Genomic DNA, 26,792 nt, shown 5'->3' with positions numbered 1-26,792 from the left:
GCCTCGGCTGGGCGGCGACGGTTGGGAGGCCGTCGTCGCCATCTTCAACTGTCGTCACGTCGGTTTGCTTTGCTCAACTGCATTGGGGAGTGAGAATGTCGGCCCGCAAGACGCGGACCGGGCAGGGGTCGAACTCTGCCCAGGTTCGTCTCTACAATGAGCGAATCGTGCTGCAGGCGCTGCGCCGTTTTGGCGAAGCGTCGAAAGCCGATCTCGCCCGGGCCGCCGGCCTGACCAACAACGCCATCGGCGCCATCACCGCCTATCTCGCCGCCGCCGGGCTCGTCGTCGAGCTGGGCAAGAAGCGCGAGGGGCAGCGCGGCCAGCCCGCCACCATGTTGGCGCTGGCGCCGGAAGGCGCCTATTCCATCGGAGTTCGCCTCGACCGCGTCGGTTGCGAGACGGTCTGCGTGGATTTCGGCGGCCGCATCCTGGCCAGCCGGTCACACGACAGCTTGCTGCCGCCGCCCAAGGACATGCTGGCCACCGTGGCCGCCGACATCAAGTCGATTGAAGCGGAAGTCGGGCCGGAGCGCTGGGAGCGGCTTGCCGGCATCGGTCTTGCCCAACCCTATCATCTCGGCAGTTGGCTGCGTGAGCTGGAGCTGCCGGCCAGTTCTTTCCGCCTGTGGGACGAGTTTGACTTCGGTGCGGCGCTCGAATCGGAGACCGGCATTCCGGTGTTCGTCGAAAACGACGGCAACGCCGCCGCCATCGCCGAGCTGTTCTATGGTCACGGGCGGACGCGTTCCGACTTCGTCTATCTGTTCATCGGTGGTGCCGTCGGCGGCGGTATCGTGCTCGATGGCGATTGCCTGCGCGGCAGCCGCGGCAACGCCGGCGACTTCGCCATGATGCCGGTGTCGGCCTCGTCGTTGCCTTCGGCTCCCCGGCCCGAGCGCTCCTTCGACGTGCTGCTCACCCGGACGTCGCTGGCCGGGCTGCGGCGGCATCTGCGCTGGCACGGCCATGCCGTCGAGACGCTGGCCGAGATCGGCGATCTCTTCCGGCACGAGCCGCGCCCCGTCGCCTTTGACGAGTGGATCGACGACGCGGTGGCCGCCTTCGTGCCGGCCATCCTGGCCATCACGGCGACGCTCGATGTCGACCACGTCATTCTCGAGGGCGATCTCGACTGCGGCCTCATCGAAACCATCGTAGAGCGCCTTTCGGCGGCGCTCGATGCCGCCACGCCGGAAAGCGTGCCCGTAGCCAAGGTGCTCGACGGTTCGTTCCGGGCTCGAGCCGGCGCGCTCGGAGCCGCCACGCTGCCACTCTTCTTCAACTTTTCGCCGCGCTCGTCGATCCTGACCGGCACGGCGCCCATGTTCAGGGAGTTCAGAGACTATGCCGTCCGCGCCTGAGACGACACCCATCCTCGAGATGCGCGGCATCTCCAAGACCTTCCCCGGTGTGAAGGCGCTCGCCAACGTCGAGCTGACCGTCTACCCCGGCGAGGTGCACGCCCTGATGGGCGAGAACGGCGCCGGCAAGTCGACGCTGATGAAGATCCTGTCGGGCGCCTACCGGGCGGACGCTGGCGGCGAGCTGCGCATCAATGGCGAGGTGATCCATATCGATGGCCCCCTCAGCGCCAAGACCAAGGGCATCGCCGTCATCTATCAGGAGCTCAGCCTGTCGCCCAACCTGACGGTGGCCGAGAACATCTATCTCGGTCGCGAGCTGTCGGCGGGCGGTCAGGTCGACCGGGCACGCATGCGCGCCGAGTGCAAGGGCGTGCTCGACCGCCTGGGCGCCACCTTCGGACCGGGTACCGTGGTTTCGACCCTGTCGATCGCCGAGCGGCAGATGGTGGAGATCGCTCGTGCCATTCATGCCAACGCCCGCATCCTGGTGATGGACGAGCCGACGACGGCCCTGTCCTCGCGCGAGACCGACAAGCTGTTCGACCTCATCCGGACGCTGCGCGCCGACGGGCTCGCCATCATCTACATCTCGCACCGCATGGCCGAGGTCTACGAACTGGCCGATCGCTGCTCGGTGCTGCGCGACGGCAGCTACGTTGGCACGCTCACCCGTGATGAACTGTCGGCCGAAAAGCTGGTCAAGATGATGGTCGGCCGCGACCTCTCCAAGTTCTACAAGAAGGACCACGACGCCCAGGGCAGTCGCGGAGAGGTCATCCTGTCCGTCCGCGACATGAGTGACGGTCACCGCGTGCGCGGCTGCTCTTTCGATCTGCACCGCGGCGAGGTGCTCTGTCTCGCCGGTCTGGTCGGCTCGGGGCGCAGCGAGCTCGCTCGTCTCATCTACGGCGCCGACAGTCGCAAGACCGGCACGGTGGCGCTTGACGGCAAGCCGGTCGACATCAACAGGCCGATCCAGGCCGTGGATGCCGGCATCGTCTATCTCACCGAGGACCGCAAGGGGCAGGGCCTTTTCCTCGACATGACGGTGCAGGAGAACATCAACCTGCAGGTCATCGGCCGCGACGCCGGCAAGGGCGGCATTCTCAACCTCAAGAAGGCGAGGGTGAGGGCGGTCGACGCCATCAAGGCACTGTCGATCCGCGTCGCCGGGCCGATCGTCGAGGTGGGCTCTCTGTCGGGTGGCAACCAGCAGAAGGTGCTGCTGTCCCGCCTTCTGGAGACGCGGCCGCGCGTGCTGATCCTCGACGAACCGACGCGCGGCGTCGACATCGGTGCCAAATCGGAAATCTACCGCATCATCGATGACCTCGTGAAAGCGGGTGTCGGCGTGCTCGTCATCTCCTCGGAGATGCCTGAAGTGGTGGGCATCGCCGACCGCGTTCTGGTGATGCGTGAGGGCCATATCGTTGGGGAGGTCGGCGGCACCACCGGCGTCGCGATCACGCAGGAAAACATCATCGCCCTGGCCGCCGGTCTCGCTCATCCGAGCGCGCCGGCCGCCTGAAGCCAAAAAACGGAAGCAAGGGAACCGCCATGTCCCAGGAAACCTCGTCGGCCGCCGAACTCTCCCGCGAGAAGGCCGCCGCCAATCGTCAGGTCTTCATCCAACAGATCATCCGCACGGTCGGCATGCTGCCGATCCTGATCCTGCTCGGCATCGCCTTTCAGTTGATGTCGGGCCGGTTCTTCTCCCCCCAGAACCTCTCCATCGTCACCCAACAGGCGTCGATCAACACCGTGCTCGCCTGCGGCATGACGGCGGTGATCCTGACCGGCGGCATCGACCTTTCGGTTGGCTCGATCCTCGCCGCTTCGGCCATGGTGGCGGTGATGGGGTCGCTGGTCCCGGACATGGGCATGATCGGCATCCCGCTGGCGCTGTTCGCCGGCTTGGTGTTCGGCCTCATCAACGGCTCGCTGGTCGCCTTCATCGGCCTGCCGCCCTTCATCTCAACGCTGGGTTCGCTGACCGCCGTGCGTGGCGTGGCGCGCCTTCTCGGCAACGACACGACCGTCTTCAACTCGCACATGCCCTTCGCCTTCATCGGCAACGGCTACATCTTCGGCGTTCCCTGGCTGGTGATCATCGCCTTCCTGTCGGTGATCGTCACTTGGATCATCCTGCGCCGAACGGTGCTTGGCGTGCACATCTACGCCACCGGCGGCAACGAGAGCGCCGCTCGGCTCTCCGGCATCAAGGTCTGGGCCGTGTTCCTGTTCGTCTACGGCTTCTCGGGCCTGATGGCCGGCCTCGGCGGCGTGATGAGCGCGGCCCGCCTGTTCGCCGCCAACGGCACCCAGCTCGGCCAGTCCTACGAACTCGACGCCATCGCGGCCGTCATTCTTGGCGGCACGTCGTTCACCGGCGGCGTCGGATCCATCTGGGGCACGCTGATCGGTGCGCTGATCATCGCCGTGCTGTCCAACGGTCTGGTGCTCGTCGGCGTCAGCGACATCTGGCAGTACATCATCAAGGGCCTCGTCATCATCATCGCCGTGGCGCTCGACCGCGTCCGCTCGCAGGGTGGCGCTAGGACCTAAGCATCTGCCCGAAAAGTTGGAGACTTTTCGGACCAAGCGGATGCGAAACGATAAGGGATCGAGGCAAATTCGTCTGCCTCGATCCAGGAATTCGGCGGCGGGCCGGTCCCGCCTCCGTATCTGGGGTGGCGTTTCAGCCGGATAGACCCGGCCGACACGATACCCCGGCAAGCCATCGGCAGGACCGCTCCGCGGCCGGCCGGACATAGCAGGCGTGTCAGGCGGGAGGAGAACCGTCTGGCCCAGCCGGCATCCCAAGGAGGAGTAAACTCATGAAGTCTCGCAGCATTCTGCTCGCCGCCGCCGCCGCCGTCGCCTTCACTGGTGTCGCCTCGGCCAAGGACCTCAACAAGATCGGTATCTCGCTCGGTTCGATGGGCAATCCGTTCTTCGTGGCCCTCGCCAACGGTGCGACGAACAAGGCCAAGGAAGTCAACCCGAACGTCGAAGTCACCGCCCTCGGCTACGACTACGACATGAACAAGCAGTTCACCCAGATCGACAACTTCATCGCCGCCGGCGTCGACCTGATCCTCCTGAACCCGGCCGACCCGAAGGCCGTGGCGCCCGCCATCGCCCGCGCCCAGGCTGCCGGCATTCCGGTCGTGGCCGTTGACACCGCCGCCGAAGGCGCAGATGCCACCGTCACCACCGACAACGTCCAGGCCGGCGAGATCGCCTGCCAGTTCATCGTCGACAAGCTGGGCGGCAAGGGCGACGTCGTCATCGTCAATGGCCCGCAGGTGTCGTCGGTCATCGACCGCGTCGTCGGCTGCAAGAAGGTGTTCGGCGCCAACTCCGGCATCAACGTGCTGTCTGACGACCAGGACGCCAAGGGTTCGCGCGACGGCGGCCTGAACGTCATGCAGTCGCTGCTCACCCGCTTCGAGAAGATCGACGCCGTGTTCGCCATCAACGACCCGACGGGTATCGGTGCCAGCCTTGCCTCCAAGCAGGCCAATCGCACCAACCTGTTCATCACCGCCGTTGACGGCGCGCCGGACATCGAAGCCGAGCTGAAGGATTCTTCGTCGCTCGTTCTGGCCTCCTCGAGCCAGGACCCCTATGCCATGGCCCAGCTCGCCACGCAGATCGGCATCGACCTGCTCAATGGCAAGAAGCCCGAGCAGCAGGTGACGCTGATGCCCTCCAAGCTCGTGACGCGCGACAACATCGCCGACTACAAGGGCTGGACGGCGGCTCGCTGAGTCACGCCTCCGCCAATTGGAGCTAGAATGCATCCCCGGGGAGCGCCGCTCTCCGGGGATGTGCTTTTCAGGGCTGCGGTTGCCAGAGGGACAGGCATCCGCTGCCCGCTTTTTGATGTTGCAATTCCAACATCAATGTTGTTGCATCTACAAACATTGGCAATCACGGATCCGGCCAGCATGCTCTATGACGACGCCTTTCTCGCCCGCCTCGAAGACGGTCTCCGCTCGGCGCTACCGACTTGGAATATCGACAAAACGTCCGATCTGTCGCTGCTGACGATTTCCGAGAACGCCACTTTTCTCGTGGATGACGCGAAGGCCGGTCGTCGCCTGATCCTGCGCGTGCATCGTCCGGCCTACCACAGCGACGATGAGATAGTCTCCGAGCTCGAATGGATCGAGGCGTTGCGGGCGGCCGGTATCATCGCCACGCCGGCGCCGATCCACGCCGCCGACGGCCAACTGCTCGCCAGCTTCTTTGACGGCGAAACGCACCGCAACGCCGTGGCCTTCGAATTCATGAGTGGCAAGGCACCCGATGAAGCCGGCGACCTCACCCGCTGGTACGGCCATCTCGGTGAGATCTCCGCTCGCCTCCACGCCCACAGCCGGGCTTGGTCGCCACCCAAGGACTTCACCCGCAAGACCTGGACCTTCGACACCATCATCGGCCCGAACGCATATTGGGGCGATTGGCGCGCGGCACTTGGCCTCGATGCCACCGGGCGGGCAATCCTCGAAAGGGTCGCGGCGCAGCTCCATCGCGAAACGGCCGCCTTCGGCACGGCGCCCGATCGCTTCGGCCTGATCCACGCCGACATGCGCGCTGCCAACCTTCTGGTCGATGGCGACCGGCTCGGTGTCATCGACTTCGACGACTGCGGCTTTTCCTGGTTTGCCTACGACTTCGCCGCCTCGATTTCCTTCATGGAGACCGAACCCTTCATTCCCGATCTGACGGCAGCCTGGCTTGAGGGTTATGCGCGTGTCGCTCCGCTCGATCCCGAACAGGCGGCAGCGCTGCCCATGCTGGTGATGCTCCGGCGGATGCAGCTCACCGCCTGGATCGCCTCGCATTCGGAAACGCCGACCGCCCAGTCGATGGGGCCCGCCTACACCGCCGGCACCGTCGATCTCGCCGACCGCTACCTTGCCGCCGATTTCCTGAAGGGTGTGGCATGAGCCCGACCAAGCAGATCCTCGCTCTCAATCGCTTCGAGGCGTCCGATGGCGCGGCGCTCGCGCCGGAACTGGCGGCCCGCGTCGCGAGGCGACAGGCCACCTTCGGCGCTTCTTCGGTTCTCTTCTACAAGGAGCCGATCGAGATGGTGCGGGCGGAGGGCGTCTTCATGTATGACGCCCATGGCAAGCGCTATCTCGACGTCTACAACAACGTGCCGTCGGTCGGTCATTCGCACCCGGCCGTTGCCGAGGCGGTGGCGAGGCAGATCGCCGTCCTCAACATCCACACGCGCTATTTGACCAAGCCGGCCGAGGCCTATGCCGAGAAGTTGTTGTCGAAGTTTCCGGCGCCGCTTTCCAACCTCACGATGACCTGCACCGGCTCGGAGAGCAACGATCTCGCCATGCGCATTGCCGAGGCGGCAACGGGCAAGCGCGGCTTCGTGGTCACCCGCGCCGCCTATCACGGCAATACCCATCACGTGACGGCCATATCGCCGTCGTCGATGAAGTCGAAACCGGTACCGGACTTCGTGCGGGTCATTCCCGAGCCCGATCCGGCGCTGGCGCCGGGCGGCGACGTTGCCGCCTTCTTTGCCGGCAACCTTCAGGCGGCCATCGACGATCTCGAAGAAAAGGGGATCGGCTTCGCTGCCGTCATCGTCGACACCATCTTTTCCTCGGACGGTATCTTCGCCGATCCGCCGGGCTTTCTTCAGGCGGCGGTCGAGGTGGCTCACAAGGCGGGCGGTCTCTTCATCGCCGACGAGGTGCAACCCGGCTTCGGCCGCACCGGTGGCGGCCTCTGGGGCTTCTCGCGCCATGGTATCGTCCCAGACATCGTCACCATGGGCAAGCCGATGGGCAACGGCTTTCCGATGGCCGGCGTCGTCACCCGGCCGGACCTCCTGTCGCTGTTCTGCGAGGAGACCGGCTACTTCAACACTTTTGGCGGCAATCCTGTCGCCGCCGCTGCCGGGTCGGCGGTGCTCGACGTCATCGAGCGGGAAGGGCTGATCGACAATGCCCGCGACGTCGGCGCCTATTTCAAGGCCGGCCTTTCGACCATCATGGGCAATCGCCGCGATATCGGTGCGGTGCGGGGAGCAGGGCTCTTCATCGGCCTCGATTTCATCGATGCCGACGGGCGGCCGGACCAGGGGCTCGCCACCTTCGTCATCAATGCCATGAAGGAACGCGGCATCCTGATCGGCGCCGCCGGCCTCTGGGGCAGCACGCTGAAGATCCGGCCGCCGCTCTGCTTTGCCAAGGACAATGCCGACTTCTTCGTCGACACGCTGCGGGCGATCTTGGCAGAACGCTAGATCGTCTCCCGCATCTCGCCTCCGCCCGCCCGCAAATGAGAGGGACGGCTCTACAGGCTGCCCCCGTTTCAACTCTGTATCGAGCCCAGAGCATTTCCTGATCGGCCTGTCTTCAAAACGAGCTTGCCAACATAATGGCTCTGTAGACGTCGATGGGCGGCTTGGACCGCGTGCAGGGGGAACACCTCCGCCACATGGACGATCAGGCCGCCGCGCTCCACGATCGTGTTCACTTGTTCCATGGCTTCGGGAGTCCTGTCTCCGTCGTAGAGCACGAGCTCCGTCCCGCCCGCAGCCGTCGGAAGCGGAACGACCCCGTTGGGGCATGCGATCCGTCCGCCTGCACGGACGCTCTTGATCGCGTTGGACGGGCCTTCTCCGCCGACTGTCACCAATGCTCCGCCAAAACCTTCCGGCACAGTTTGGCGCGCGACGGAGACGACGTCGTCTCGGCGCCCGTCGGCGGCAAAATCGGCCCCCAAGCTCCGAACGAGGGCGACCCCATCTGCTCCCGAGGCCACGGCAAACACGCGGTATCCAAGATGCTTTGCCAGTTGCACCGCCATGTGTCCTATTCCGCCGCTTGCTCCAAAGATCATCAACGTGTCGCCTGGAACGAGCTCCAGAACCTTCAGGCCGCTCAAGGCAGTCAGGGAATCCCAAGGCAAAGCTGCTGCTTGCTCCACGGAGAGTTGTTTGGGGCGCTTTGAAACAAACTGCTCCTCAACAGCCGCATATTCAGCGTAGAAGCCGCCTCTGGGTAGTGGCATAGACGCGGCATAGACCGGGTCTCCCGGACGAAACCTTGTCACTCCGTGCCCCACGGCCGCGACAGTTCCTGCTCCGTCCCATCCCAGTACATAGGGAAAAGTAGACGGTACTCCGAACACTCCGTCATACTCGCCTGCTCGCTCCTGCCTATCCCACGCTCCGATTCCCGCGGCTTCGACTCGGATGAGCACATCTCCTTCTCCCGGGGTGGGTATGTTGAGTTCAGCCAGCTTCAGAACCTCCGGCCCGCCGAAAGACTCGATCACCGCTGCATGCATATGTTGGTCTCGCGCTTCAGGCATACCCATTCCCTCCGTTTAAGTTACTAACAGTAACATAGACGGTCGTCGCGATTTTTCAAGCGGGGCTGGCGTGCAAGCCAGCTCGTTAACCGAACGACCTCGACGGTGCGGTCCCGGTAAAATACAATATCGGCGTGAGCGATACCGGCACGAGCACATCCCTGCCTGCGAGGCGGAAGACGAAAGCGCGGCTCCCTGGAGAGAAGCGGCACCAGCAGCTATTGGGAATGGCTCGTGCAATCGTGAAGGAGGAGGGTCCCGCCGCCCTAACACTTATCCGGCTTGCTGAGCGGGCGGGTGTAACGAAGCCAATCACATATCGCCATTTCCGGACCCGTGAGGCGCTTCTCGTTGCGCTCTATCGAGAGTTTGACGACAGGCAGACTGAGGCGATGCGGTCCGCGCTATCCGATGGTGTGCAATCCGCGCAGATGATGGCTAGCATCGTTGCTGCCGCCTATGTGGACTGCACCATAGCGGCAGGCGTAGAGATCGGCTGGTTGATCGGCGCTCTCCAAACGACGCCGGAGCTGCAGGCCTTCTTGGAGGAATGCCGGGAGCGACATCACGAGGTTCTGAAACAGGCACTCGCCCCCTATACGAAGGGAGCAGTGGCGCGGACAAGCACCACTGCGGTCCTGGGTGCCGCGGACGCCCTGTCCGCCGCGGCTGCGATGGGTGCTGTTGACCGGGAAGCCGCCATTGAATGCCTCCGGCGTGTCATACTGACGATGATCCCGGCAAGGAGTGAAGCAACCGATCAGATGATATGTAGCGTCTAGACGCTTCCTCATGCAGTCGACGGGAGTTCCGTCGCGTAGTGGAGCGGCGTCGATTGTTCGGTAGGTCACAAAACAGTTTGGAACAAACTCCTGGGGCCGGTCAGCCCCCCATGGCTTCGAGTGCCCCCAGACTCTCCGGCAGGATCTGGCCGCCGTCGACGGTGATGGTCTGGCCGGTGATGTAGGCGGCTTCTTCCGACGCCAGGAACAGCGCGGCATTGGCAATGTCGACCACCGTGCCCAGGCGCCGAACCGGGATCGAGGCTTCCATCTTGGCGATATAGTCCGGTCCCATCCCCTCGAGTCCCTCGGTGAAGATATTGCCCGGCAGAACGGCGTTCACCGTGATGCCCTTGGGTGCCAGTTCGATCGCCGCCGTGCGCATGAAGCCGAGCTGGCCGGCCTTGCTGGCGCCATAGTGCGCCCAGCCGGGATAGCCGGTGACCGGGCCGGTGATCGATGAGGTGAGCACGATGCGACCACTGCCTGCCGCCGTCATCGCCGGCAACACCGCCGAGACGCTGAGGAAGGTGGAGCGGAGATTGGTGGAGATGACGTGATCGAAGTCGGCCGGCGTCATTTCCGACAGCTTGGCAGCCGGGAAGATGCCGGCGTTGGCACAGAGCACATTGATGCTGCCGTAGCGATCGACGGCTGCCTTGGCCATGGCCGTGCATCCTTCTGGCGTCGATACGTCGGCAGCAAAGCCGCTGGCATTCGGCCCGATCGCCTTGGCGACCGCCGAGGCATCGGATTCGCTGCGCGACACCACCAGCACGTTGAGGCCTGCCTCGCCAAAACGAAGGGCGATTCCCTTGCCGATGCCCCGGCTGCCGCCGGTGACGATCACCGTCCTTCCTTGTAGCGACTTCAACATTCTGTTCCACCTTCTGTTGTTGTTTGATCAAAAATCCAGCACATCGATTACGGCTGCGGCAGCGGTCGATCAAAAAAGATGCGAACGCCGGGAGAACTGTAATTTTCCCCGGAAAACAGGGGAATTTAGCGCGCATCGATCCGGTGCGTGCAACCTTCCAGCCCCTCGCGAGCCGCACGGCTGCCCTTCGATGCCCGATAGCATGCCCAACGAAATTGATGTTGTAAACAACACATTTTTGCGACAGACTTCCAACATAACAAAAGGGAACAGACCAACCGTCAGCAGGAAAGGGTTTTCCGATGGGACCGATGTCCAGGCGCAACATGCTGCAGATGATGGGGGCGGCCGCCTTCGTGGGCCCGCTTCTTTCGGCGAGCCGTGCCTTCGCCGCGCGCGAGGGCGAGCTCAACATTCTTTGCTGGGAGGGTTACAACTCGGCGCAGGTGCTCGACCCGTTCCGGGCCGCCAAGAGTGCCACGGTGAAGGCCGAGAGCCTCACCAACGATCCGACGATGATCAACCGCCTCCGGGCCGGTGAGACCGCCGTCTGGGACCTCATCAACGTCAACAATCCCTGGGCGCGCAAGGTGATGGCACCCGCCGGCCTGATCAAGCCGCTGCCGCGCGAAACCTTCGAACCTTACTTCGACAAGATGCTGCCCGAGTTCAAGGCGCCCTATCGCTGGGCGATGAGCGACGACGGCAAGGATCTTCTCGGCATGGCCCAGCGCTTCGGGCCCTATTCCTTTGTGGTCAACACTGACAAGATCAGCCGTGCGACGGCTGAGGAGCAGGGCTGGAACCTCTTCAACGACCCGTCGCTCGCCGGCAAGTACGGCATTCTCGAGTCCGATGACTGGAACGTCTTCGACATCTTCCTGACCGCCGGCATCAACCCCTTCGTCGAGCACACCGACGCCGACTTCAAGGCTTTCGAGGAGACGGCCGTCCGCATCTTCAAGGGCGCCAAGATGATCGGCGACATTGCCACCATGAACCAGGCGCTGATCTCCGGCGAGATCGACCTGCACTTCACCGGCGGCACCTACTCCGTGTCGCCGGCTCGTGCCGACGGCTATCCAAACCTGCGCGCCATCACGCCGCTCAAGGGGCCGATCGACGGCAAGGGCGGTGTGTCCTGGATCGAGATCACCTCGACGGTCAACAACCCGCAGCTGTCGCCGCTCGCCACCCAGTTTCTCGAATATGTTCAGGATCCCGAGGTGGCGCACACCGTGGCCTTCGCCGAAGGCACTTTCAACCCGGTGGCCCAGATGGGCAACAAGGCCTGCTTCGACCTGTTCACCAAGGATGAGCTCGACGCCATCCAATGGGACAGCGTCGAGGAGGAGATGGCCCGGTCGGCCGAATACGACATCGTGCCGGACTACGACAAGGCGCTGGAAATCATGCTCGGCGCCAAACGCCAGCGCGGCTGATCGCGTGCTCGAACGCTGCCGTCCGCCTGCGGCGGGCGGCTCCCCTTTGGTTTGCTTTCAGGATCGCTCGCCCATGTCGTCTGTTGCCGCCTCTTCCCTGCCCGATTCATCCGCCGCCACGAAGTCGCCGCGGCCTGTGCTGCAACTCGTCGACGTCCGCAAGGTGTTCGACGGCTTTGCGGCGGTGGACGGCATCAGCCTCGACATCGAGGAGGGGGAGTTCGTCACCATCGTCGGCCCGTCCGGGTCTGGCAAGACGACGCTGCTCAGAATGCTCGCCGGCCTCGAAAGCCCCAGCGAGGGCTACATCACGCTCCGCGGCGAACTGATCAACGACGTGCCCTCCAACCGGCGGCCCACCTGCCTCGTCTTCCAGTCCCTGGCGCTGTTTCCGCACATGACGGTGGGTGACAACATCGAATTCCCGCTACGCGTCCGCAAGATGGCGCCCGAGGAGCGGCGCAAGCGGGCACTCGAACTGATGGCCAAGGTGCGCCTGCCGGAAGACTATTATGCCAAGAACGTCATGCTCTGCTCCGGCGGCGAGAAGCAGCGCGTGGCGCTGGCCCGCGCTTTCGCCTACGACCCCGACGTTCTGTTCTTCGACGAACCGCTGTCCGCACTGGACTACAAACTCAAGAAGCTCCTGGAAAAGGAGCTCAAGGACCTGCACCGCGAAAGCGGCAAAACCTTCGTCTACATCACCCATTCGCTGGAAGAGGCGATGGTGATGTCCGACCGCATCGGTGTCATGCGCGCCGGCAAGGTGGTGCAGATCGGCACGCCCGAGGAGATCTACTCGACGCCGGCCGACCGCTTCGTCGCCGAGTTCTTCGGCGAGGTGAACATCGTGCCGATCCGGCGTGCCGAGGGCGGCTGGGTTCGCCGCGACGGCAAGCCGGTGGCGGTGGCATCGGGCGTTTCCATCGATGGCGATGAAGCCAACGTCGTCATCCGACCGGAATACATGCGCTTCGTGACCCATGAGGCCGGTGCCGACAACACGCTCTCCGGCACAATCTTCAACGAGTATTCGCTGGGCTCCCGCCTGCAGTATCAGGTGAGGAGCCGGACTGGCCGCACCTTCCTCGTTGAGGTGCCGCGCGCCGCCGCCTGGAAGGGCGATGGTGAGGTGACGATCGGCTGGGACGCCGGAAATGCTATCGTGGTGGGAGGCTGAGATGGCCGACGCTTCCCTTTCCGCTCCCGCGCCGAAACTCACGTCGGGCTTCCGCGCCTCATTGCCGGTGCTGTTCCTGCTGGTCGCCGGCTTTCTTGCCCCGCTCGTCACCGTTGCCGCCTACGCTTTCGCGACGCCCAAGAGCTTCGACGTCTTCCGCTCCTTCACGCTTCAGAACTTCGCCGCGATCTTCGACCCGAACAACACGGTCTGGACATCCTTCGTCTGGGCGCTGGCGCTCGCCTTCGCCTGCGTCGCCATTCTGCTCGTCGTCTGCTACCCGATCGCCTTCGGCCTCAACAAGGTGTTCGGCAAGTGGTCCGGCCTGGTTTCGGTGCTGTTCGTCTTTCCGCTGTTCGTCTCGGAAAACGTTCGGCTCTACGGTTGGGTGCTGTTCTTCATCAAGAATGGCGTGCTTGACGGCGCGCTGAAATGGCTCGGTTTTTCCGGTGGGCCGGAACTGCTCTATACGCCGGGCATCACTCTCTTCGGCATGGTCTACGTCTACCTGCCGTTCATGCTGTTCCCGATGACGCTCGGCATCGCCATGATCCCGCGCGACCTTGTCGACGCCGCCAGCGATTTGGGAGCGGGGCGCTTCATGATCTGGCGGGAGATCGAGCTGCCGCTCGCCATGCCCGGCATCCTGATCGGCGCGCTGCTCACCTTCGTGCTGTCCGCCGGCGCGGTGGCCGAGGCCAAGATCCTCGGCGGACAGTCGGTGATCACCATCACCCAGGACATCGAGGTGGCCTTCACCTACGCCCAGAACTGGCCGATGGGATCGGCGCTTGCCCTCATCCTCGTTCTCATCGTCTCCGGACTGGCGCTCACCGCCATGGCACGGCTCGACCTCGACAAGATCCTCGGAAAGCGCTGAGCCATGCAGACCGTCGGACGCACCCGTACCCACTTCCTCATTCGCGCCTGGACGACCTTCGTCGTGCTGGCGATCTACCTGCCGATCGCTTGCGGCGCGCTGGCCGGGCTTTCCAAGGGGCGTTACTTCGCCTTCCCGATCCGGATCTTTTCCACCGAATGGTGGGGCAAGACCTGGGACTCCCTGGAAATCCATGTCCTCGTGCAGAACTCGGTGCTGATCGCGCTGATCGTCACCGTGCTCAGCGTGCTCTTCGCCTTCTTTGGCGCACTGGCTTTCGCCCGATACCCCTGGAAGGGTCGTCGCGCCTTCCAGCGCCTCTTGCTGCTGCCGATCTTCTTTCCGCAGCCGGTACTCGGGCTCGCCTTGCTGCTCTGGTTCAACGCGCTCGGCATCAGTCCAACGTGGAAAACCGCCGTCGTCGCCCATCTCGTCTGGATCGTGCCGGTGGTGACGCTGGTCATCGCCATCCAGGTGTTCAGCTTCGACCCCGTTCTGGAGGAAGCGGCGAGCGACCTTGGCGCCTCCCGCCTCTTCACACTGCGCACGGTGACGCTGCCCATCCTCTGGCCGGGCATCTGGTCGGGGGCTCTCTTCGCCTTTCTCCTCTCCTGGGGCAACTTCCCGCTGTCGCTCTACACCGCCGGCGCCGACTCGACGATCCCGAAATGGCTCTATTCCAAGATGGTGGCCGGCTATACGCCCATGGTGCCGGCCCTCGGCACCATGAGCACGCTGACGGCGGCGGCGCTTCTCCTGGGGGGCGGTCTCATCCGCTTGCTGCTTCGCCGTCGAGCCGAGCTGCGGGAGAGAGAGGGATGAAGCCGCGCCAGTGGCTTCCGGCGCCAAGCGGCGGCGCGCGAAGCGAGTCTTCGAGACACGAAGCGTCTCGAAGACGGAAGCGAAGCGGAAGCCAAGAGCCGGAGACTCGCCGGCGATTGAGGCAACTAATAAGTACTCCTTGACCGTTATCACCTCGACCTGAAAACCTCACTGATCAAGGGGATGGCCGAATCGGTGCGAAGCCGGCCGGTCAAAACGGAAGCATGGCGCGCAGCATGAAGCGGACCAAATCATCGCGGCAGACGCAGATCCTGGCCGAGCTGGATTCGAGTCCGTCGCTACGTGTGGCCGAACTTGCTCGCCGGCTCGACGTCTCCACCGAAACCATTCGCCGCGATCTGGACGAACTGACGACGCAGGGCCTGCTCAACCGGACTTATGGCGGCGCCGTGCGGCCGCTGTCCAGCGAGCCGTCGGTGACTGAGCGCCATCGCCTCTACGTCGAGGAGCGCCAGCGGATGGCACGCGCGGCGCTGAAGATCGTCGGCGACGGCAGCGTGCTGATGATCGGCTCCGGCGCCACCACGGTTCATGTGGCCCGCCGCATCGCCGTGGAGATGAAGAACATCACCGTCATCACCCATTCCTTCGGCGTGGCGACGGTGCTGGCCTTCAACCCGACCATCAAGGTGCTGATGCTGCCCGGCGACTATCATGCCAGCGAAGGCGCCACCGTTGGCGTGCACACCGTGTCCTTCCTTGGCAACTTCTACGCCGACTATGCCGTCACTGGCGCGTCGGGTCTCGCGGCCGACGGACCGTCGGAGGCGCTGCTGGAATGCGGCGCCGTCTATACGGCGATGGTGGCGCGGTCCGCCAAATGCGTGGTGGTGGCCGACCACTCCAAGTTCGACGCCATCTTTCCCTCGCGCTACGCGCCATGGCGCGATGTCGACGCGCTCGTCACCGATGCCGCTCCGCCGGACAAGCTGGCCATGGCCCTGCGGCAGTCGAACGTGGAACTGGTGACGGCAAGCTGAGTTTAGCGCGTGGCGATGGAAAGTGCGGTCCGGGCCACGGTGACGAAGGCGCGGGCGAAAATCAGCCCGATCGCAGCGCCGAGGGTCGAAGCGATCCAATTGTCGAGACCGGGATCACGGCCGGGTATGAGTGTCTGAAGCCCCTCGACCGCCAGCGAGATAGCCGACAGAAACAGCAGGACGCGCCATCCGCGCAATGCCGGCAGCGACGACGCGAAAAAGGCGGCTCCGGCATAAGCGATGAGATGCTCGACGTTTCCTGACCCCAGAACATGCGGGCGTGCGGAGCCGGGCAGAACGGACAGTACGACGATCACGACGAGGCAAATGACGCCCGTGGCTTGAAAAAGCCGCCGCCCGACACGCTCAATGTCCATGGGAAGTGGCTCCTTTGGTCGTGAGTCGCGCCTGCAAGGCGACCGCGCGATGCGACAGGAAAACAGGGCAGAAATGGCGACTCCAGCAGGGCTCGAACCTGCGACCTGCCGCTTAGAAGGCGGCTGCTCTATCCAGCTGAGCTATGGAGCCGTCGGGCCGGGCGGCGCGGATGGGCGCCTCAGTGCGTCCAGGTTTCCGCCTTGCCGTACTTGAAATTGTCGGAATAGGAGAGCTTCTTCGGCGTCCGCTCCTTGGGCTCCATCACCTGATAGGCGAGGCCCTCGCGAACGGCATAGGCGATCGCCTCTTCGCGCGTGTCGAAGGAGAGGCGCACCTGCTGCTTCATGTCGCGCGATGAGGTGTAGCCCATCAGCGGCTCGATGCTCTTGGGCTTCTCGGGCTCGAACTCCAGCAACCAGCGCTCCGTGCGGCCGCGTCCCGACTGCATGGCGGTCTTGGCAGGCTTGTAGATTCGCGCCGTCATCGTGGCCCTTCTCCTCTGTCGCCGTCCCGGCCCGCCGCGGGCGGGTCCGCGATCGAGGGCCGCCGTTTTGGTCGGGGCAGCAAGATTCGAACTTGCGACCCCCTGCTCCCAAAGCAGGTGCGCTACCAGACTGCGCTATGCCCCGCGACCGAAACGTGAGGGTTTACCTAGCGTTTCAGGAGCGGCTACGCAATAGGCTGGATGCGTGCCGGATCGCCATAGGCATCGGGGATCAGCGCTTCCGTCAGCCGGTCTTCCAGGGCATGGAAAGCGGCCTCCCGCAGCAGCGCCGGCGCGCGCGGCCGGCCGAAGGGCACGGCTATCGTTTCGACGATACGCCCGGGGCGCTGGCTCATCACCAGCACGCGGTCGGCCAGGAACAGCGCTTCGTCGACGGCGTGGGTAACGAGCAGCGTCGTCGTGCGCGTGGCGCTCCAGATGCGTTGCAGCTCGAGGTTCATCTGCCGCCGCGTTACGGCATCGAGCGCGCCGAACGGCTCGTCGAGCAGCAAGACCTCCGGCTCCAGTACCAGGGCGCGGGCGATGGCGACGCGCTGGCGCATGCCGCCGGAGAGTTCATCGGGCCTTGCCCGCTCGAAGCCGGTGAGACCGACGAGATCGATGAGCGCCGCCACGCGATCCATGTTCCGCTCTAGCCCGGCGAGACGGAAGGGCATGGCGATGTTGTCGCGAACATCGAGCCAGGGCAGCAGGGCCGCGTCCTGGAAGGCAAAGCCCAGCTTGTGGGCTCGGCTGAGCGCCTCGGGTTCGCCGCCGTGGACGATCACCGATCCGTCGCTTGGCCGGTCGAGGCCGGCGACGAGCCTCAGGATCGTGCTCTTGCCGCAGCCGGATGGACCGATCAGTGCCACGAACTCGCCGGTCGCCACCTCGAGGTCGACGCCGGCAAGCGCCGTCACAGTACCACCGGCTTCCGCCGCGAACTGTTTGCCGACGCCGGCCAGCCGGAGCGCGGGTACAGCGGTCATCGTAACTCTGCCCTCAGATTTCGGCGTGCAATGGCTCGGTGGAAGCCGGGCCGATGGAGAAATCGGAGAAGGTGACCTCAAGGCCGGCGCGCGACGGCGAACAGGTCATCGGCCCGACGCGGTAGCGCGGCGCCGGCGCGAAGGAGGCAACGCGCAGCATCGACCAGCGGGCGCCGTCGCGGGAGGCATGCACCAAGACGGATCCGTCCTTCACCGTCATGCGCAGGCGGAAATCGTCGAGCTCGCGGAACGGCTGGGACACCGACCAGTCGGAACGGCCGTTGGTCACCACCACCGAGAGGAAGCGGTCGCCGTCTGTCAGTTCGACACCGCATTTCAGCCAGTGCCGCTCGTCGAGATACAGCATCAGGCCGGCCTGATCGAAGTTGGCGGTGTAGTCGGCGCGGACGCGCAGCATGGCGGTGAAGCCGTCGTCGGCCGGCAACAGGTAGGCATGGCCATTGTCATGCACGAAGCCATAATAGGTTTCGCGCCAGAAATCGCTTTCTGCCTCTGTGGCTACCGTCAGCCGGTCGCCATCGATGGTCCAGCGGGCAGGCTCGTTCAGCCATGCGCCGCCGCCAAATCCGGTTTTCGACATGTCTCCCCCGGTCATTCCGCCGGCTCTTCCGGCGCGCCGTCGTCCTCATCGGTCGATGCAGCGTTGAGATCCTGCTCGATGTCCCTGAGAAGCTGCATCAGCGTATCGAGCCGCTCCTTGCCGATCCTCTCGGTCAGCTCGGTGTAGATCGTCTCGATAGGAACTCCCGCAGCGTCAATGAACGTCCGCCCCTCCGGCGTTAATGAGATCACCCAGGCCCGGAGATCGGCGGGATCGGGGCGCCGGCTGATGAGGTGCCGCTTTTCCAGGTCGCGAAGAATGCGCGACAGCGACGGAGGCAGCAGGAACGTCGCCATTGCGAGGCCGGTGGCATCGATTTCCGGCACTGAGTCGAGTGCCCTCAGCACACGCCATTGCTGCTCGGTGAGATCGACAGACCGCAGTGCCGGCCGAAACTGCCGCATCACCGCTTCCCGCGTCCTCAAAAGGGCGATCGGCAGCGAGCGGGACACATCCCTGAGGCGCCCCCGACCGCGGGTGCCGGGTTCCTGCCCGGCAATACCGCTGGACAAGGCTTCATTGTCCCTCTCGATCATTCGACGAACCTCGCTGATTTGCGTCGAGCCTATCCGCTTTTATGCTGTCAGGAAACGCCGATACGCAAACGATGCTCATGGGAAAGGTGAACGCCGGCCCAAGGCGGCTTTTCCGAGTTTTATTACCCCGTCATTCCAGTTTAACCGAGTTAGGATTGATCTCGCGCAAATCGCCTTCGGCCGATATCGGGCACTGTCGCTTTCAGAGAAGCTCCGGCGGACGGGCCGGTGAAAGGCTGCGACGATGACGAAGACCGAACGGATCACCTGGCTCGACGAAAACCGCATCGAGACGGAGATCGCCGCCACGGCCGCCGGGGCCGACAGGCTGCGCGTCCGTGAGATCCTGGAAAAGGCGTCGACACTGGGCGGTCTTTCGGAAGATGACGTCGCCGTACTCTGCGCTGTCACCGATCCCGATCTCGTGGCCGAGCTGTTCCATACGGCCGAGAAGGTGAAGACCGAGATCTATGGCCCGCGCATCGTGCTGTTCGCGCCGCTCTACTTCTCCAACATCTGCCTCAACGAATGCGTCTATTGCGCCTTCCGCCGCTCCAACAAGGAGCTCGACCGGAAGATCCTGACCATGGAGGAGATCGAGGCCGAGACGGCGGCGCTGATCGACCAGGGCCACAAGCGCCTCTTGCTGATCGGCGGCGAGGCCTTCCCCAAGACCGGCTTCCAGTATCTGATCGACGCCATCGAGCGTATCTATTCGGTGAAGCGCGGCCGCGGCGAGATCCGCCGCATCAACGTCAACGTCGCCCCGCTGGAGACCAATGAGTTCCGCCGTCTCAAGGATACCGGCATCGGCACCTATCAACTGTTCCAGGAGACCTATAACCGCAAGGTCTACGAGCAGATGCATCCGTCGGGCGCCAAGGCCGACTTCGATTGGCGCGTGTCGGTGATGGACCGCGCCATGGCTGCCGGCATCGACGACGTCGGCATCGGTCCGCTGTTCGGCCTGCACGACTGGCGTTTCGAGGTGCTGGCCACCATGCAGCACATCGCCCATCTGGAAGATGCCTTCGGTGTCGGCCCGCACACCATCTCGGTGCCGCGCATGGAGCCGGCCGTCGGCTCCGACGTGTCGATGGCGCCGCCGCACATGGTCTCGGACTTCGACTTCAAGAAGATCATCGCCATCTTGCGCCTTGCCGTCCCGTATACCGGCATCATCCTGTCGACGCGCGAGAACCCGGAGATGCGCCGCGACGCCTTCCGGCTCGGCGTGTCGCAGATCTCCGGTGGCAGCCGCACCAACCCCGGCGGCTATGCGACGCCGGTCGAGGAGCAGGCCGCCCAGTTCACGCGCGGCGATCATCGTCCTCTCGATGAGGTGGTGCGCGACATCGCCGCCAGTGGCTGCGTGCCGTCCTTCTGCACGGCCTGCTATCGCATGGGTCGCACGGGCGCCGACTTCATGGATCTTGCCAAGCCCGGCCTCATCCGCGAAATGTGCGGACCGAACGCCCTGTCGTCCTTCATGGAATACATGCTCGACTACGGCTCCGAGGACACCTGCGCCGCCGGCGAGAAGGCCGTGGCGGCCGAGGTGGCGACAATGGAACCGAAGATCGCCCGGTATTCCCAAACGATGATGCGCAAGGTGCGCGAGGGCAAGCGCGACGTCTACCGCTGAGGTGACGGCGCCTGGAGGCAGGCGATGGCGACGCGGCGCGAGGCCGATCTGATCGGCGAACGTGACATTCCGGAAGATGCCCTCATGGGCATCCATACGGCGCGGGCGCGCGAGAACTTCCCGCTTTCCGGTCGGCCGGCGCATCCCGAGTTGATCAAGGCCTATGCGGCGGTGAAGATCGCCGCGGCGAAGACCAATCACCGCCTCGGCTTCCTCAAGGAGGATGTGGCGGAGGCCATCGTGCGGGCCGCTCGCGAGATCGAGGATGGCACTCTCCTCCAAGAGATCGTCGTGGATGCCTTGCAGGGCGGCGCCGGCACCTCGCTCAACATGAACGTCAACGAGGTGATCGCCAACCGCGCCGAGGAAATGCTCGGCGGCCGGCGCGGTGAGCACCTTCGCGTCCATCCCAACGACCACGTCAACCTCAACCAGTCGACCAATGACACCTTCCCGACGGCGCTGAAGATCGCCGCCATCCGCCTGCTGCATAGCCTTGAGAAAGCCATTGCCGACCTTCAGGTCGCCTTTCAGGAGAAGGAACGGACCTGGTCCGGCGTCGTCAAGATCGCCCGCACCGAGCTGCAGGATGCCTGTCCCATCGCCTATGGCGCGGTGTTCTCGGCCTGGGCCGAGGCGCTGGCGCGCGACCGCTGGCGCGTCTTCAAGTGCGAGGAGCGGCTGCGCGTCGTCAACCTCGGCGGCACGGCCGTCGGCACGGCCATCGCCGCGCCGCGCGATTACGTGTTCATGGTCACCGAGGTGCTGCGCGAGGTGACCGGCCTTGGCCTTGCCCGCGCCGAGAACCTCGTCGACGCCACCCAGAATGCCGATGCCTTCGTCGAGGTGTCGGGCATCCTCAAGGCCAACGCCGTCAACCTGTTCAAGATCTCGTCGGATCTTCGCCTTCTGTCGTCAGGTCCGCAGGCCGGCTTCGGTGAGATCCTGTTGCCGGCCGTGCAGGCGGGCTCTTCGATCATGCCGGGCAAGGTCAATCCGGTGATCCCCGAAGCGATCGGGCAGGCGGCCATGCGGGTGATGGGTAATGATCAAGTGGTGACGCTCGCCGCCCAGAACGGCCAGCTCGAGCTCAACGCCTTCCTGCCGCTCCTCGCCGATGCGCTGCTCGACAGTCTCAGCCTGTTGGAAGCCGCCTCGACCATCTTCCGGACGCGGTGTGTCGAGGGTCTATCGGTCGACGAGGCGGCTTGCCGCAAACAGGTTGGCGAAAGCCGCGCGGTCGTCACCGCCTTGCTACCCCGTCTCGGCTACGAAACCGCCACCGAGGTGGCAGTCGCCGCGCGCGACAGCGGCCGCTCGGTCATCGAGATCGTCCTCGAACGCAAGCTCATCGAACCGGCCGATCTTGACCGCCTGCTGTCCGCCAACGCCATGACTGCCCTCGGCACGAAATAGACAAGGACCAGACACCATGCTCGCCACGCCCAAGGGTCTTCGCCTGCACATCGGCGTCTATGGCCGGCGCAACGTCGGCAAGTCGTCGCTGGTCAACCTGTTGATCGGTCAGGAGGTGTCGATCGTCTCCGACGTCGCCGGCACCACCACCGACCCGGTCGAGAAGGCGATGGAGCTGCTGCCGATCGGTCCGGTGCTGTTCGTCGACACCGCCGGCATCGACGATGTCGGCGACCTCGGCGAGATGCGCGTCGAGAAGACGCTCAAGGCGCTCGACCACACCGATCTCGGCATCATCGTCACCGACGGCCCGATTGGCGACGACGAGATCAAGCTGATGGACGCGCTGGCCGACCGCGAAACGCCCTATTGCGTCGTCTTCACCAAGGCCGATCTCGGCGCGCCGCCGGCCGAGGCATTGGCGGTCGTGAAGGCGCGTGACATTCCGTTCGCTTCGATCTCCACGGCCACCAAGGCAGACGCCGTCCGCGTACGCGAAGTGATCCTGGAGGCCGCGCCGGAAAGCTCTTTCGAGGTGCCGCATCTTCTCGCCGATCTGGTACCGGCCGGCGGCCATGTGGTGCTGGTCGTTCCCATCGATCTGTCGGCGCCCAAGGGCCGGCTGATCCTGCCGCAGGTCATGGCGATCCGCGACATTCTCGACGCCGACGCCAGCTGCACGGTGGTGAAGGAGCGCGAGCTCGCGGCGACGCTGAAGTCGCTGAGCAAGAAACCGGATCTCGTGGTCTGCGATAGTCAGATCGTTCTGAAGGCGGCGGCCGATACGCCCGACGACGTGCCGCTCACCACCTTCTCGATCCTGATGGCGCGCTTCAAGGGCGATCTCGTGCGCCTCGCCGAGGGCGCAGCCCGCATCGATCAGTTGAAGCCGGGCGACCGCGTGCTGATCGCCGAGGCCTGCACCCACCACTCCATGGCCGACGATATCGGCCGGGTGAAGATTCCCCGCTGGTTCCGCCAATATGCCGGCGGCGATATCGAGTTCGAGACGATGGCCGGCCGCGTCTTTCCGGAGGATCTCAGCCCCTACGCGCTCGTCGTCCAGTGCGGCGCCTGCACCGTCAATCGCAAGCAGGCTCTTCTCAGGATTCGCCAGGCGGAACGCCAGGGCGTGCCGATCACAAACTACGGTGTCGCCATCAGTCGCGTGCAGGGCGTTCTCCACCGGTCGCTCGGGCCGTTCCCCTCGGCGCGCATCGCCTTCGAGCGCGCCAACGCTGCCCCCCAAATCGCCTAACGAAAAAGCGGGGCCGAAGCCCCGCTTTTCAGACGCCATCGCAACATCAGTTCAGCACTTGCATCACGACGCGCGTCTGCGGATCGACGATGACACGCTCGTTGTTCACGACCGTATAGTAGTAGTTCTCGTAGCCGGGGACCGGGTGGAGAACCACGGTGGTCGGCAGCGCCTGCCCAACCACGATCGGCTGCTCGTAAACGACCGACGGCGTGGTCTGCTCGATAACGACCGTGCGCACTTCCGGCGGCGGCGGGTCAAGAATGGTGCCGACCGCGGCGCCAGCGACGCCGCCGACGACGGCACCAACCGGACCACCCACGATAGCGCCGGTAGCGGCGCCACCGGCCGCACCGGAGACGGTGCCTTCCTGAGCGAAGGCAACCGGGGCAGCGGTGAGACCGCCGATGATAAGCGAGGCTGCAAGGATCTTTTTCATCTCAGACTCCTGTCAGTTGATGCGTGGTCAACGGCTGAGCGGATGAAAAAGTTCCAATCGTCGGTCTCGGCTGACGTTTGGCAGGCGTCGGTCGGGCCGGCTATATCCCTATTTCTGCTTGCATTTCTTAGCGCGCCGACATGGCTTCGCAAGAGAAGTGGATGCGGTCTCCCTTAGCGATGCCTGCTGGTTCAAAGCATCATCTGGCCTTGATCGAATGCCCCGGTCCCTGGCCGATCACCCGGCCGATCGACCAGACGCGGGCGGCGGCGCAGCCCGAGCACTGATGGTCATCCTCGTCGACGCAGGGCTTGTCCGGATAGAGCATGTAGTTCTTGCGGAAGCGACCAGGCGTGGCGTTGGGCATGAACACGTTGGCACCGCGCTGCAGCACGAGGTCGCGGCCGGCATGCGGGAAGATGGCGTCGAAGGCCGTCGTCGCCGGAATGTGGGCCTTCGGATTGACGATACGGAGCGCTGAAACGGCAGCGAAGAACATGTCGTGGTCGTCGGCGTAAGCATTGGACTGGCCGGCAAGCGGCGTATCGGGATGGGCGATGAACGGCCCGATGCCGATCATGTCGAGATCGAGGTCGCGACAGAGCAGGATGTTGTCGGCGAGAATGTCCAGCGTCTCGCCGGGCACGCCGATCATGAAACCGGAGCCCACCTGTACGCCGAGGCTGCGAAGATCCTTGAGACAGCGGATGCGTTCGTGGAGATCGCAGTCAGGATGCAGGAAGGCGAAAAGCTCGGGGTTCGACGTCTCGAAGCGCAGAAGATAGCGATCCATGCCGGCTGCCCGCCAGCGGGCATAGGTGTCGCGTGGCCGGTTGCCGGCGCTCATGGTGACGGCGAGGCGCGTCTCCGTCTTGATGCGGCGGATGATGCGCTCGATGCGCTCGTCTTCCTTCTCCGCCGCCACTTCGCCCGACTGAAGCACGATGGTCGTCTGCTGCCAGCCCTCCATGCGGCGAGCCACCTCAAGGATTTCCTCCTCATCGATGCGGTAGCGACGCACATCGTGGTTGGACTTGCGGATGCCGCAATAGAGACAGTCGTTGGCACAGACGTTGGAGAACTCGACGATGCCGCGCAGGAACACCTCGTCGCCCATGTTGTCCTTGCGCACCGCATCGGCGCGCGCGAACAAAGCCTCGCGCGGCAGATCGAACAGTGCCTTGACAGTGGAGCGATCGAATACGCCGTCGGCGGAGATGTTTTCCTGAAGGGCTGCAACTGTGCTCATGGCCTGTCCGAAAACTTATATGTGTTAGGAAAGTTATAGCCTGAACAAGAGCCTAGCGACAGGCGATCCCCATCCCTCCGAATACTTAGGCGAAACGTTTTGGATGACTCTCGGGCAGATTCGATTCTAATTTTTACGGACGTGCGGTCCGGCTTGGGAGGAGCCTGCCGGGTCTCACCGTTCATGGGTGACCTGCGAACGCAACAGGGAGGCGGCCGTGATTGTCACCGTGGTCAAGGAAGTGGGGCGGGCGCTTACCTGTCCGTCCGCTGGTTTCTGTCTGCGGATCGCCGTAGCCGCGGCATTCCTGACGGTGTTGTTCGGCCTTCAGGCCATCGCCGTCGGCGTCTGATACGCGCTCAGCGACTTTGTTGGAAACCGCCGGCCGGGCAGCGATGCCCGGCCGGTTCTTTTTTCCCTCCTCGCGGGGCGTGCGTCAGGCGGCGTTGGACATCGCCTGGAGGTCGACCTCGACTTCACCGACGGGCTTCAGGCCGAAGGCATCGACCAGCACCTTCAGGACGGCGGGCGTCAGGAAGGCCGGAAGGCGAGGTCCGATGCGGATGTTCTTGACGTTGAGGTGCAGGAGGGCGAGCAGCACGCAGACCGCCTTCTGCTCGAACCACGACAGCACGATGGAGAGCGGCAGCTCGTTGACGGTGCAACCGAAGGCATCGGCCAGCGCCAGCGCCACCTTGACGGCCGAGAAGCTGTCGTTGCACTGGCCCATGTCGAGGAGGCGCGGCAGGCCGGCAACCGTGCCGTAATCGTGGCCGAGCAGGCGATACTTGCCGCAGCCAAGCGTCAGGATCACCCAATCCTTGGGAATGGTCGTGCCGAGGTCGGTGTAGTAGGACCGCTCGCCTTCCGAGCCGTCGCAACCGCCGATGACGGCGAAGTGCTTGATCTCGCCCGCCTTGACGGCACCGATGATCTTGTCGGCGGCGCCCAGCACCGCGTCATGGCCGAAGCCGACCAGATGCTCGCCCGTCCTGACCGTGTCGGTGAAGCCGGGAGCAGCCAGAGCGGCCTTGATGACCGGCGTGAAGTCACGGTCTTCGATATGGGCGATGCCCGGCCAGGCGACGAGGTTGCGGGTGAACAGGCGGCCTTCGTAGTCCTCGAAGGGCTGCATCAGGCAGTTGGTGGTCATCAGGATGGCGCCGGGGAACTTCGGGAACTCCCGCTGCTGCAGCATCCAGGCACCGCCGAAATGGCCGACGAGGTGCTTGAACTTCTTGAGTTCGGGATAGCCGTGGGCCGGCAGCATCTCGCCATGGGTGTAGATGTTGATGCCCTTGCCTTCGGTCTGTTCCAGGAGTGCCTTCAGGTCGACCATGTCGTGGCCGGAAACGAGGATCGCCTTGCCGGGCACGTGACCCATCAGCACCGGCGTCGGGGTCGGCTTGCCGTAGGTGTCGCAATGGGCGGCGTCGAGCAGCGCCAGCACGTTGATGGTGACTTCGCCGCACTTGAGGTTGAGGGCCAGCAGCTCGTTGATATCGGCGACGCCCGCGTCGAGCTTGGCCAGCGCCTCGACCATGAAGGCATCGACCACCGGGTCGGCGCGGTGCATCTGGCGAGCGTGATGGGCGTAGGCGGCCATGCCCTTGAGGCCGTAGAGCAGCAGTTCCTGCAGGCCGGTGACGTCATCGCCGAGGGTCGCCTTGCGAGCGTCGATCATCGAGGCGCGCGACCAGGCGAGCAGCGTGTCTTCCGGGGCTTCGGCGGCGACACCGGCGGCGGGAGCTCCAGCGGCGGCGACCACATCGCGGATCATGCCGAGAATCGAGGCGGTGTCGAAGTTGACGTTGGTGACGGTGACGAACAGCGCGTCTTCAAGCATCGGGGCGAGGCTCGCCGGCCGCTCGGCGGCGGGTACGTTCGCGTAGCGCGTCGCCAGACGCTTGGCCGCGTGAACCAGCACATCCTGCAGGTCCGAAGCTTCCGGCGACTTGCCGCAGACGCCGCGCGTCACGCAGCCGGTTCCGCGGGCGGTCTGTTCACACTGATAGCAAAACATCTGTCCGTCTCCATCCTCGGGGGCGTTTGGCCCTTCTTGCCGGCGG

The 26,792-nt window shown here is 64.5% G+C and carries 26 protein-coding genes and 2 tRNA genes; 16 read left to right on the top strand and 12 right to left on the bottom strand.

The window, feature by feature from the left end:
* The first annotated feature begins 95 nt into the window (after nucleotides 1-95).
* The 6 genes from CXZ10_RS18800 to CXZ10_RS18775 all read left to right on the top strand — a co-directional run bounded on the left by CXZ10_RS18800 (nucleotide 96) and on the right by CXZ10_RS18775 (nucleotide 7,650).
* Nucleotides 96-1,364, top strand: a complete 1,269-nt coding sequence (locus tag CXZ10_RS18800) for an ROK family protein (protein WP_101290893.1) — start codon at nucleotides 96-98, stop codon at nucleotides 1,362-1,364.
* Nucleotides 1,348-2,895: a sugar ABC transporter ATP-binding protein gene (locus tag CXZ10_RS18795; RefSeq protein WP_101290892.1), complete on the top strand. Its 1,548-nt coding sequence runs from the start codon at nucleotides 1,348-1,350 to the stop codon at nucleotides 2,893-2,895. The genes CXZ10_RS18800 and CXZ10_RS18795 overlap by 17 nt, the downstream gene beginning before the upstream one ends.
* A 29-nt stretch (nucleotides 2,896-2,924) precedes the next feature.
* A complete protein-coding gene (locus tag CXZ10_RS18790; protein WP_101290891.1) occupies nucleotides 2,925-3,932 on the top strand; it encodes an ABC transporter permease subunit in 1,008 nt (335 codons plus the stop codon).
* A 272-nt stretch (nucleotides 3,933-4,204) separates the two neighbouring features.
* Nucleotides 4,205-5,140 carry an ABC transporter substrate-binding protein gene (locus CXZ10_RS18785; protein ID WP_101290890.1) on the top strand — a complete coding sequence of 312 codons (936 nt, stop codon included), beginning with the start codon at nucleotides 4,205-4,207 and terminating at the stop codon, nucleotides 5,138-5,140.
* Nucleotides 5,141-5,320: 180 nt separating this feature from the next.
* Nucleotides 5,321-6,325, top strand: a complete 1,005-nt coding sequence (locus CXZ10_RS18780) for a phosphotransferase enzyme family protein (protein ID WP_101290889.1) — start codon at nucleotides 5,321-5,323, stop codon at nucleotides 6,323-6,325.
* On the top strand, nucleotides 6,322-7,650 hold the full coding sequence (locus tag CXZ10_RS18775) for an aspartate aminotransferase family protein (RefSeq protein WP_101290888.1): 1,329 nt from the start codon (nucleotides 6,322-6,324) through the stop codon (nucleotides 7,648-7,650). Before CXZ10_RS18780 ends, CXZ10_RS18775 begins: the two co-directional genes overlap by 4 nt.
* Nucleotides 7,651-7,718: 68 nt before the next feature.
* On the opposite strand, the gene CXZ10_RS18770 is transcribed toward CXZ10_RS18775, so the two are convergent.
* The gene (locus CXZ10_RS18770; protein WP_101290887.1) at nucleotides 7,719-8,699 is read right to left on the bottom strand and encodes a quinone oxidoreductase family protein; all 981 of its coding nucleotides are present in this window, start codon (nucleotides 8,697-8,699) and stop codon (nucleotides 7,719-7,721) included.
* 251 nt (nucleotides 8,700-8,950) lie between these two features.
* On the opposite strand from CXZ10_RS18770, the gene CXZ10_RS18765 reads away from it, so the two are divergent.
* Entirely contained in the window at nucleotides 8,951-9,505 is a 555-nt protein-coding gene (locus CXZ10_RS18765; RefSeq protein ID WP_101290886.1) for a TetR/AcrR family transcriptional regulator, read from the top strand.
* A 100-nt stretch (nucleotides 9,506-9,605) separates the two neighbouring features.
* Here the strand turns inward: CXZ10_RS18765 and fabG are convergent, their stop codons facing one another.
* Complete coding sequence (fabG, locus tag CXZ10_RS18760; RefSeq protein WP_101290885.1) at nucleotides 9,606-10,382, bottom strand: 3-oxoacyl-ACP reductase FabG; 777 nt, start codon at nucleotides 10,380-10,382, stop codon at nucleotides 9,606-9,608.
* A gap of 302 nt (nucleotides 10,383-10,684) precedes the next feature.
* On the opposite strand from fabG, the gene CXZ10_RS18755 reads away from it, so the two are divergent.
* From CXZ10_RS18755 to CXZ10_RS18735, 5 genes are all read left to right on the top strand, one after another.
* Nucleotides 10,685-11,824, top strand: coding sequence for an ABC transporter substrate-binding protein (locus CXZ10_RS18755; RefSeq protein ID WP_101290884.1), 1,140 nt, complete (start codon nucleotides 10,685-10,687; stop codon nucleotides 11,822-11,824).
* Nucleotides 11,825-11,897: 73 nt separating this feature from the next.
* On the top strand, nucleotides 11,898-13,004 hold the full coding sequence (locus CXZ10_RS18750) for an ABC transporter ATP-binding protein (protein WP_101290883.1): 1,107 nt from the start codon (nucleotides 11,898-11,900) through the stop codon (nucleotides 13,002-13,004).
* A gap of 1 nt (nucleotide 13,005) precedes the next feature.
* Nucleotides 13,006-13,884, top strand: coding sequence for an ABC transporter permease (locus CXZ10_RS18745; protein ID WP_101290882.1), 879 nt, complete (start codon nucleotides 13,006-13,008; stop codon nucleotides 13,882-13,884).
* Between the two features lie 3 nt (nucleotides 13,885-13,887).
* Nucleotides 13,888-14,706: an ABC transporter permease gene (locus tag CXZ10_RS18740; RefSeq protein WP_101290881.1), complete on the top strand. Its 819-nt coding sequence runs from the start codon at nucleotides 13,888-13,890 to the stop codon at nucleotides 14,704-14,706.
* 236 nt (nucleotides 14,707-14,942) lie between these two features.
* Nucleotides 14,943-15,707 (top strand): DeoR/GlpR family DNA-binding transcription regulator, encoded by a 765-nt coding sequence (locus CXZ10_RS18735; protein WP_101290970.1) that lies wholly within the window; start codon nucleotides 14,943-14,945, stop codon nucleotides 15,705-15,707.
* Between the two features lie 2 nt (nucleotides 15,708-15,709).
* Here the strand turns inward: CXZ10_RS18735 and CXZ10_RS18730 are convergent, their stop codons facing one another.
* The 7 genes from CXZ10_RS18730 to hpaR form a co-directional block, all read right to left on the bottom strand.
* Nucleotides 15,710-16,084 (bottom strand): VanZ family protein, encoded by a 375-nt coding sequence (locus tag CXZ10_RS18730; protein WP_101290880.1) that lies wholly within the window; start codon nucleotides 16,082-16,084, stop codon nucleotides 15,710-15,712.
* Nucleotides 16,085-16,158: 74 nt separating this feature from the next.
* Nucleotides 16,159-16,235, bottom strand: a tRNA-Arg gene (locus CXZ10_RS18725).
* Nucleotides 16,236-16,263: 28 nt separating this feature from the next.
* Nucleotides 16,264-16,569 (bottom strand): ETC complex I subunit, encoded by a 306-nt coding sequence (locus tag CXZ10_RS18720; protein ID WP_101290879.1) that lies wholly within the window; start codon nucleotides 16,567-16,569, stop codon nucleotides 16,264-16,266.
* 68 nt (nucleotides 16,570-16,637) lie between these two features.
* Nucleotides 16,638-16,714 (bottom strand) — tRNA-Pro (locus tag CXZ10_RS18715).
* Nucleotides 16,715-16,754: 40 nt separating this feature from the next.
* Nucleotides 16,755-17,558, bottom strand: coding sequence for an ABC transporter ATP-binding protein (locus tag CXZ10_RS18710; protein WP_101290878.1), 804 nt, complete (start codon nucleotides 17,556-17,558; stop codon nucleotides 16,755-16,757).
* Nucleotides 17,559-17,571: 13 nt separating this feature from the next.
* On the bottom strand, nucleotides 17,572-18,159 hold the full coding sequence (locus CXZ10_RS18705; RefSeq protein ID WP_101290877.1) for a DUF1349 domain-containing protein: 588 nt from the start codon (nucleotides 18,157-18,159) through the stop codon (nucleotides 17,572-17,574).
* Nucleotides 18,160-18,170: 11 nt separating this feature from the next.
* Nucleotides 18,171-18,716, bottom strand: coding sequence for a homoprotocatechuate degradation operon regulator HpaR (gene hpaR, locus CXZ10_RS18700; protein ID WP_101290876.1), 546 nt, complete (start codon nucleotides 18,714-18,716; stop codon nucleotides 18,171-18,173).
* A gap of 244 nt (nucleotides 18,717-18,960) precedes the next feature.
* On the opposite strand from hpaR, the gene hydG reads away from it, so the two are divergent.
* Genes hydG through hydF form a run of 3 tightly spaced genes read left to right on the top strand, consistent with a single transcriptional unit; the run spans nucleotide 18,961 to nucleotide 23,035 of the window.
* Entirely contained in the window at nucleotides 18,961-20,361 is a 1,401-nt protein-coding gene (gene hydG, locus CXZ10_RS18695) for a [FeFe] hydrogenase H-cluster radical SAM maturase HydG (protein WP_101290875.1), read from the top strand.
* Between the two features lie 24 nt (nucleotides 20,362-20,385).
* Entirely contained in the window at nucleotides 20,386-21,777 is a 1,392-nt protein-coding gene (locus tag CXZ10_RS18690) for an aspartate ammonia-lyase (protein ID WP_101290874.1), read from the top strand.
* 16 nt (nucleotides 21,778-21,793) lie between these two features.
* The gene (gene hydF, locus CXZ10_RS18685) at nucleotides 21,794-23,035 is read left to right on the top strand and encodes a [FeFe] hydrogenase H-cluster maturation GTPase HydF (RefSeq protein ID WP_101290873.1); all 1,242 of its coding nucleotides are present in this window, start codon (nucleotides 21,794-21,796) and stop codon (nucleotides 23,033-23,035) included.
* A gap of 46 nt (nucleotides 23,036-23,081) precedes the next feature.
* Here the strand turns inward: hydF and CXZ10_RS18680 are convergent, their stop codons facing one another.
* Together CXZ10_RS18680 and hydE are read right to left on the bottom strand one after the other, a co-directional pair.
* Entirely contained in the window at nucleotides 23,082-23,474 is a 393-nt protein-coding gene (locus tag CXZ10_RS18680) for a DUF1236 domain-containing protein (protein WP_101290872.1), read from the bottom strand.
* A gap of 199 nt (nucleotides 23,475-23,673) precedes the next feature.
* Nucleotides 23,674-24,723, bottom strand: a complete 1,050-nt coding sequence (gene hydE / locus CXZ10_RS18675) for a [FeFe] hydrogenase H-cluster radical SAM maturase HydE (protein WP_101290871.1) — start codon at nucleotides 24,721-24,723, stop codon at nucleotides 23,674-23,676.
* Nucleotides 24,724-24,940: 217 nt separating this feature from the next.
* On the opposite strand from hydE, the gene CXZ10_RS21930 reads away from it, so the two are divergent.
* Nucleotides 24,941-25,075, top strand: a complete 135-nt coding sequence (locus CXZ10_RS21930; RefSeq protein WP_280178924.1) for a hypothetical protein — start codon at nucleotides 24,941-24,943, stop codon at nucleotides 25,073-25,075.
* Between the two features lie 84 nt (nucleotides 25,076-25,159).
* Here the strand turns inward: CXZ10_RS21930 and hcp are convergent, their stop codons facing one another.
* On the bottom strand, nucleotides 25,160-26,746 hold the full coding sequence (hcp, locus tag CXZ10_RS18670; RefSeq protein ID WP_101290870.1) for a hydroxylamine reductase: 1,587 nt from the start codon (nucleotides 26,744-26,746) through the stop codon (nucleotides 25,160-25,162).
* Between the last annotated feature and the right edge of the window lie 46 nt (nucleotides 26,747-26,792).

Source organism: Pleomorphomonas diazotrophica, assembly GCF_002844595.1.
GTDB classification, from domain to species: Bacteria; Pseudomonadota; Alphaproteobacteria; order Rhizobiales; family Pleomorphomonadaceae; genus Pleomorphomonas; species Pleomorphomonas diazotrophica.
The sequence above is the reverse complement of the archived record's forward strand: the minus strand, read 5'-3'. Positions and strand labels throughout refer to the sequence as shown.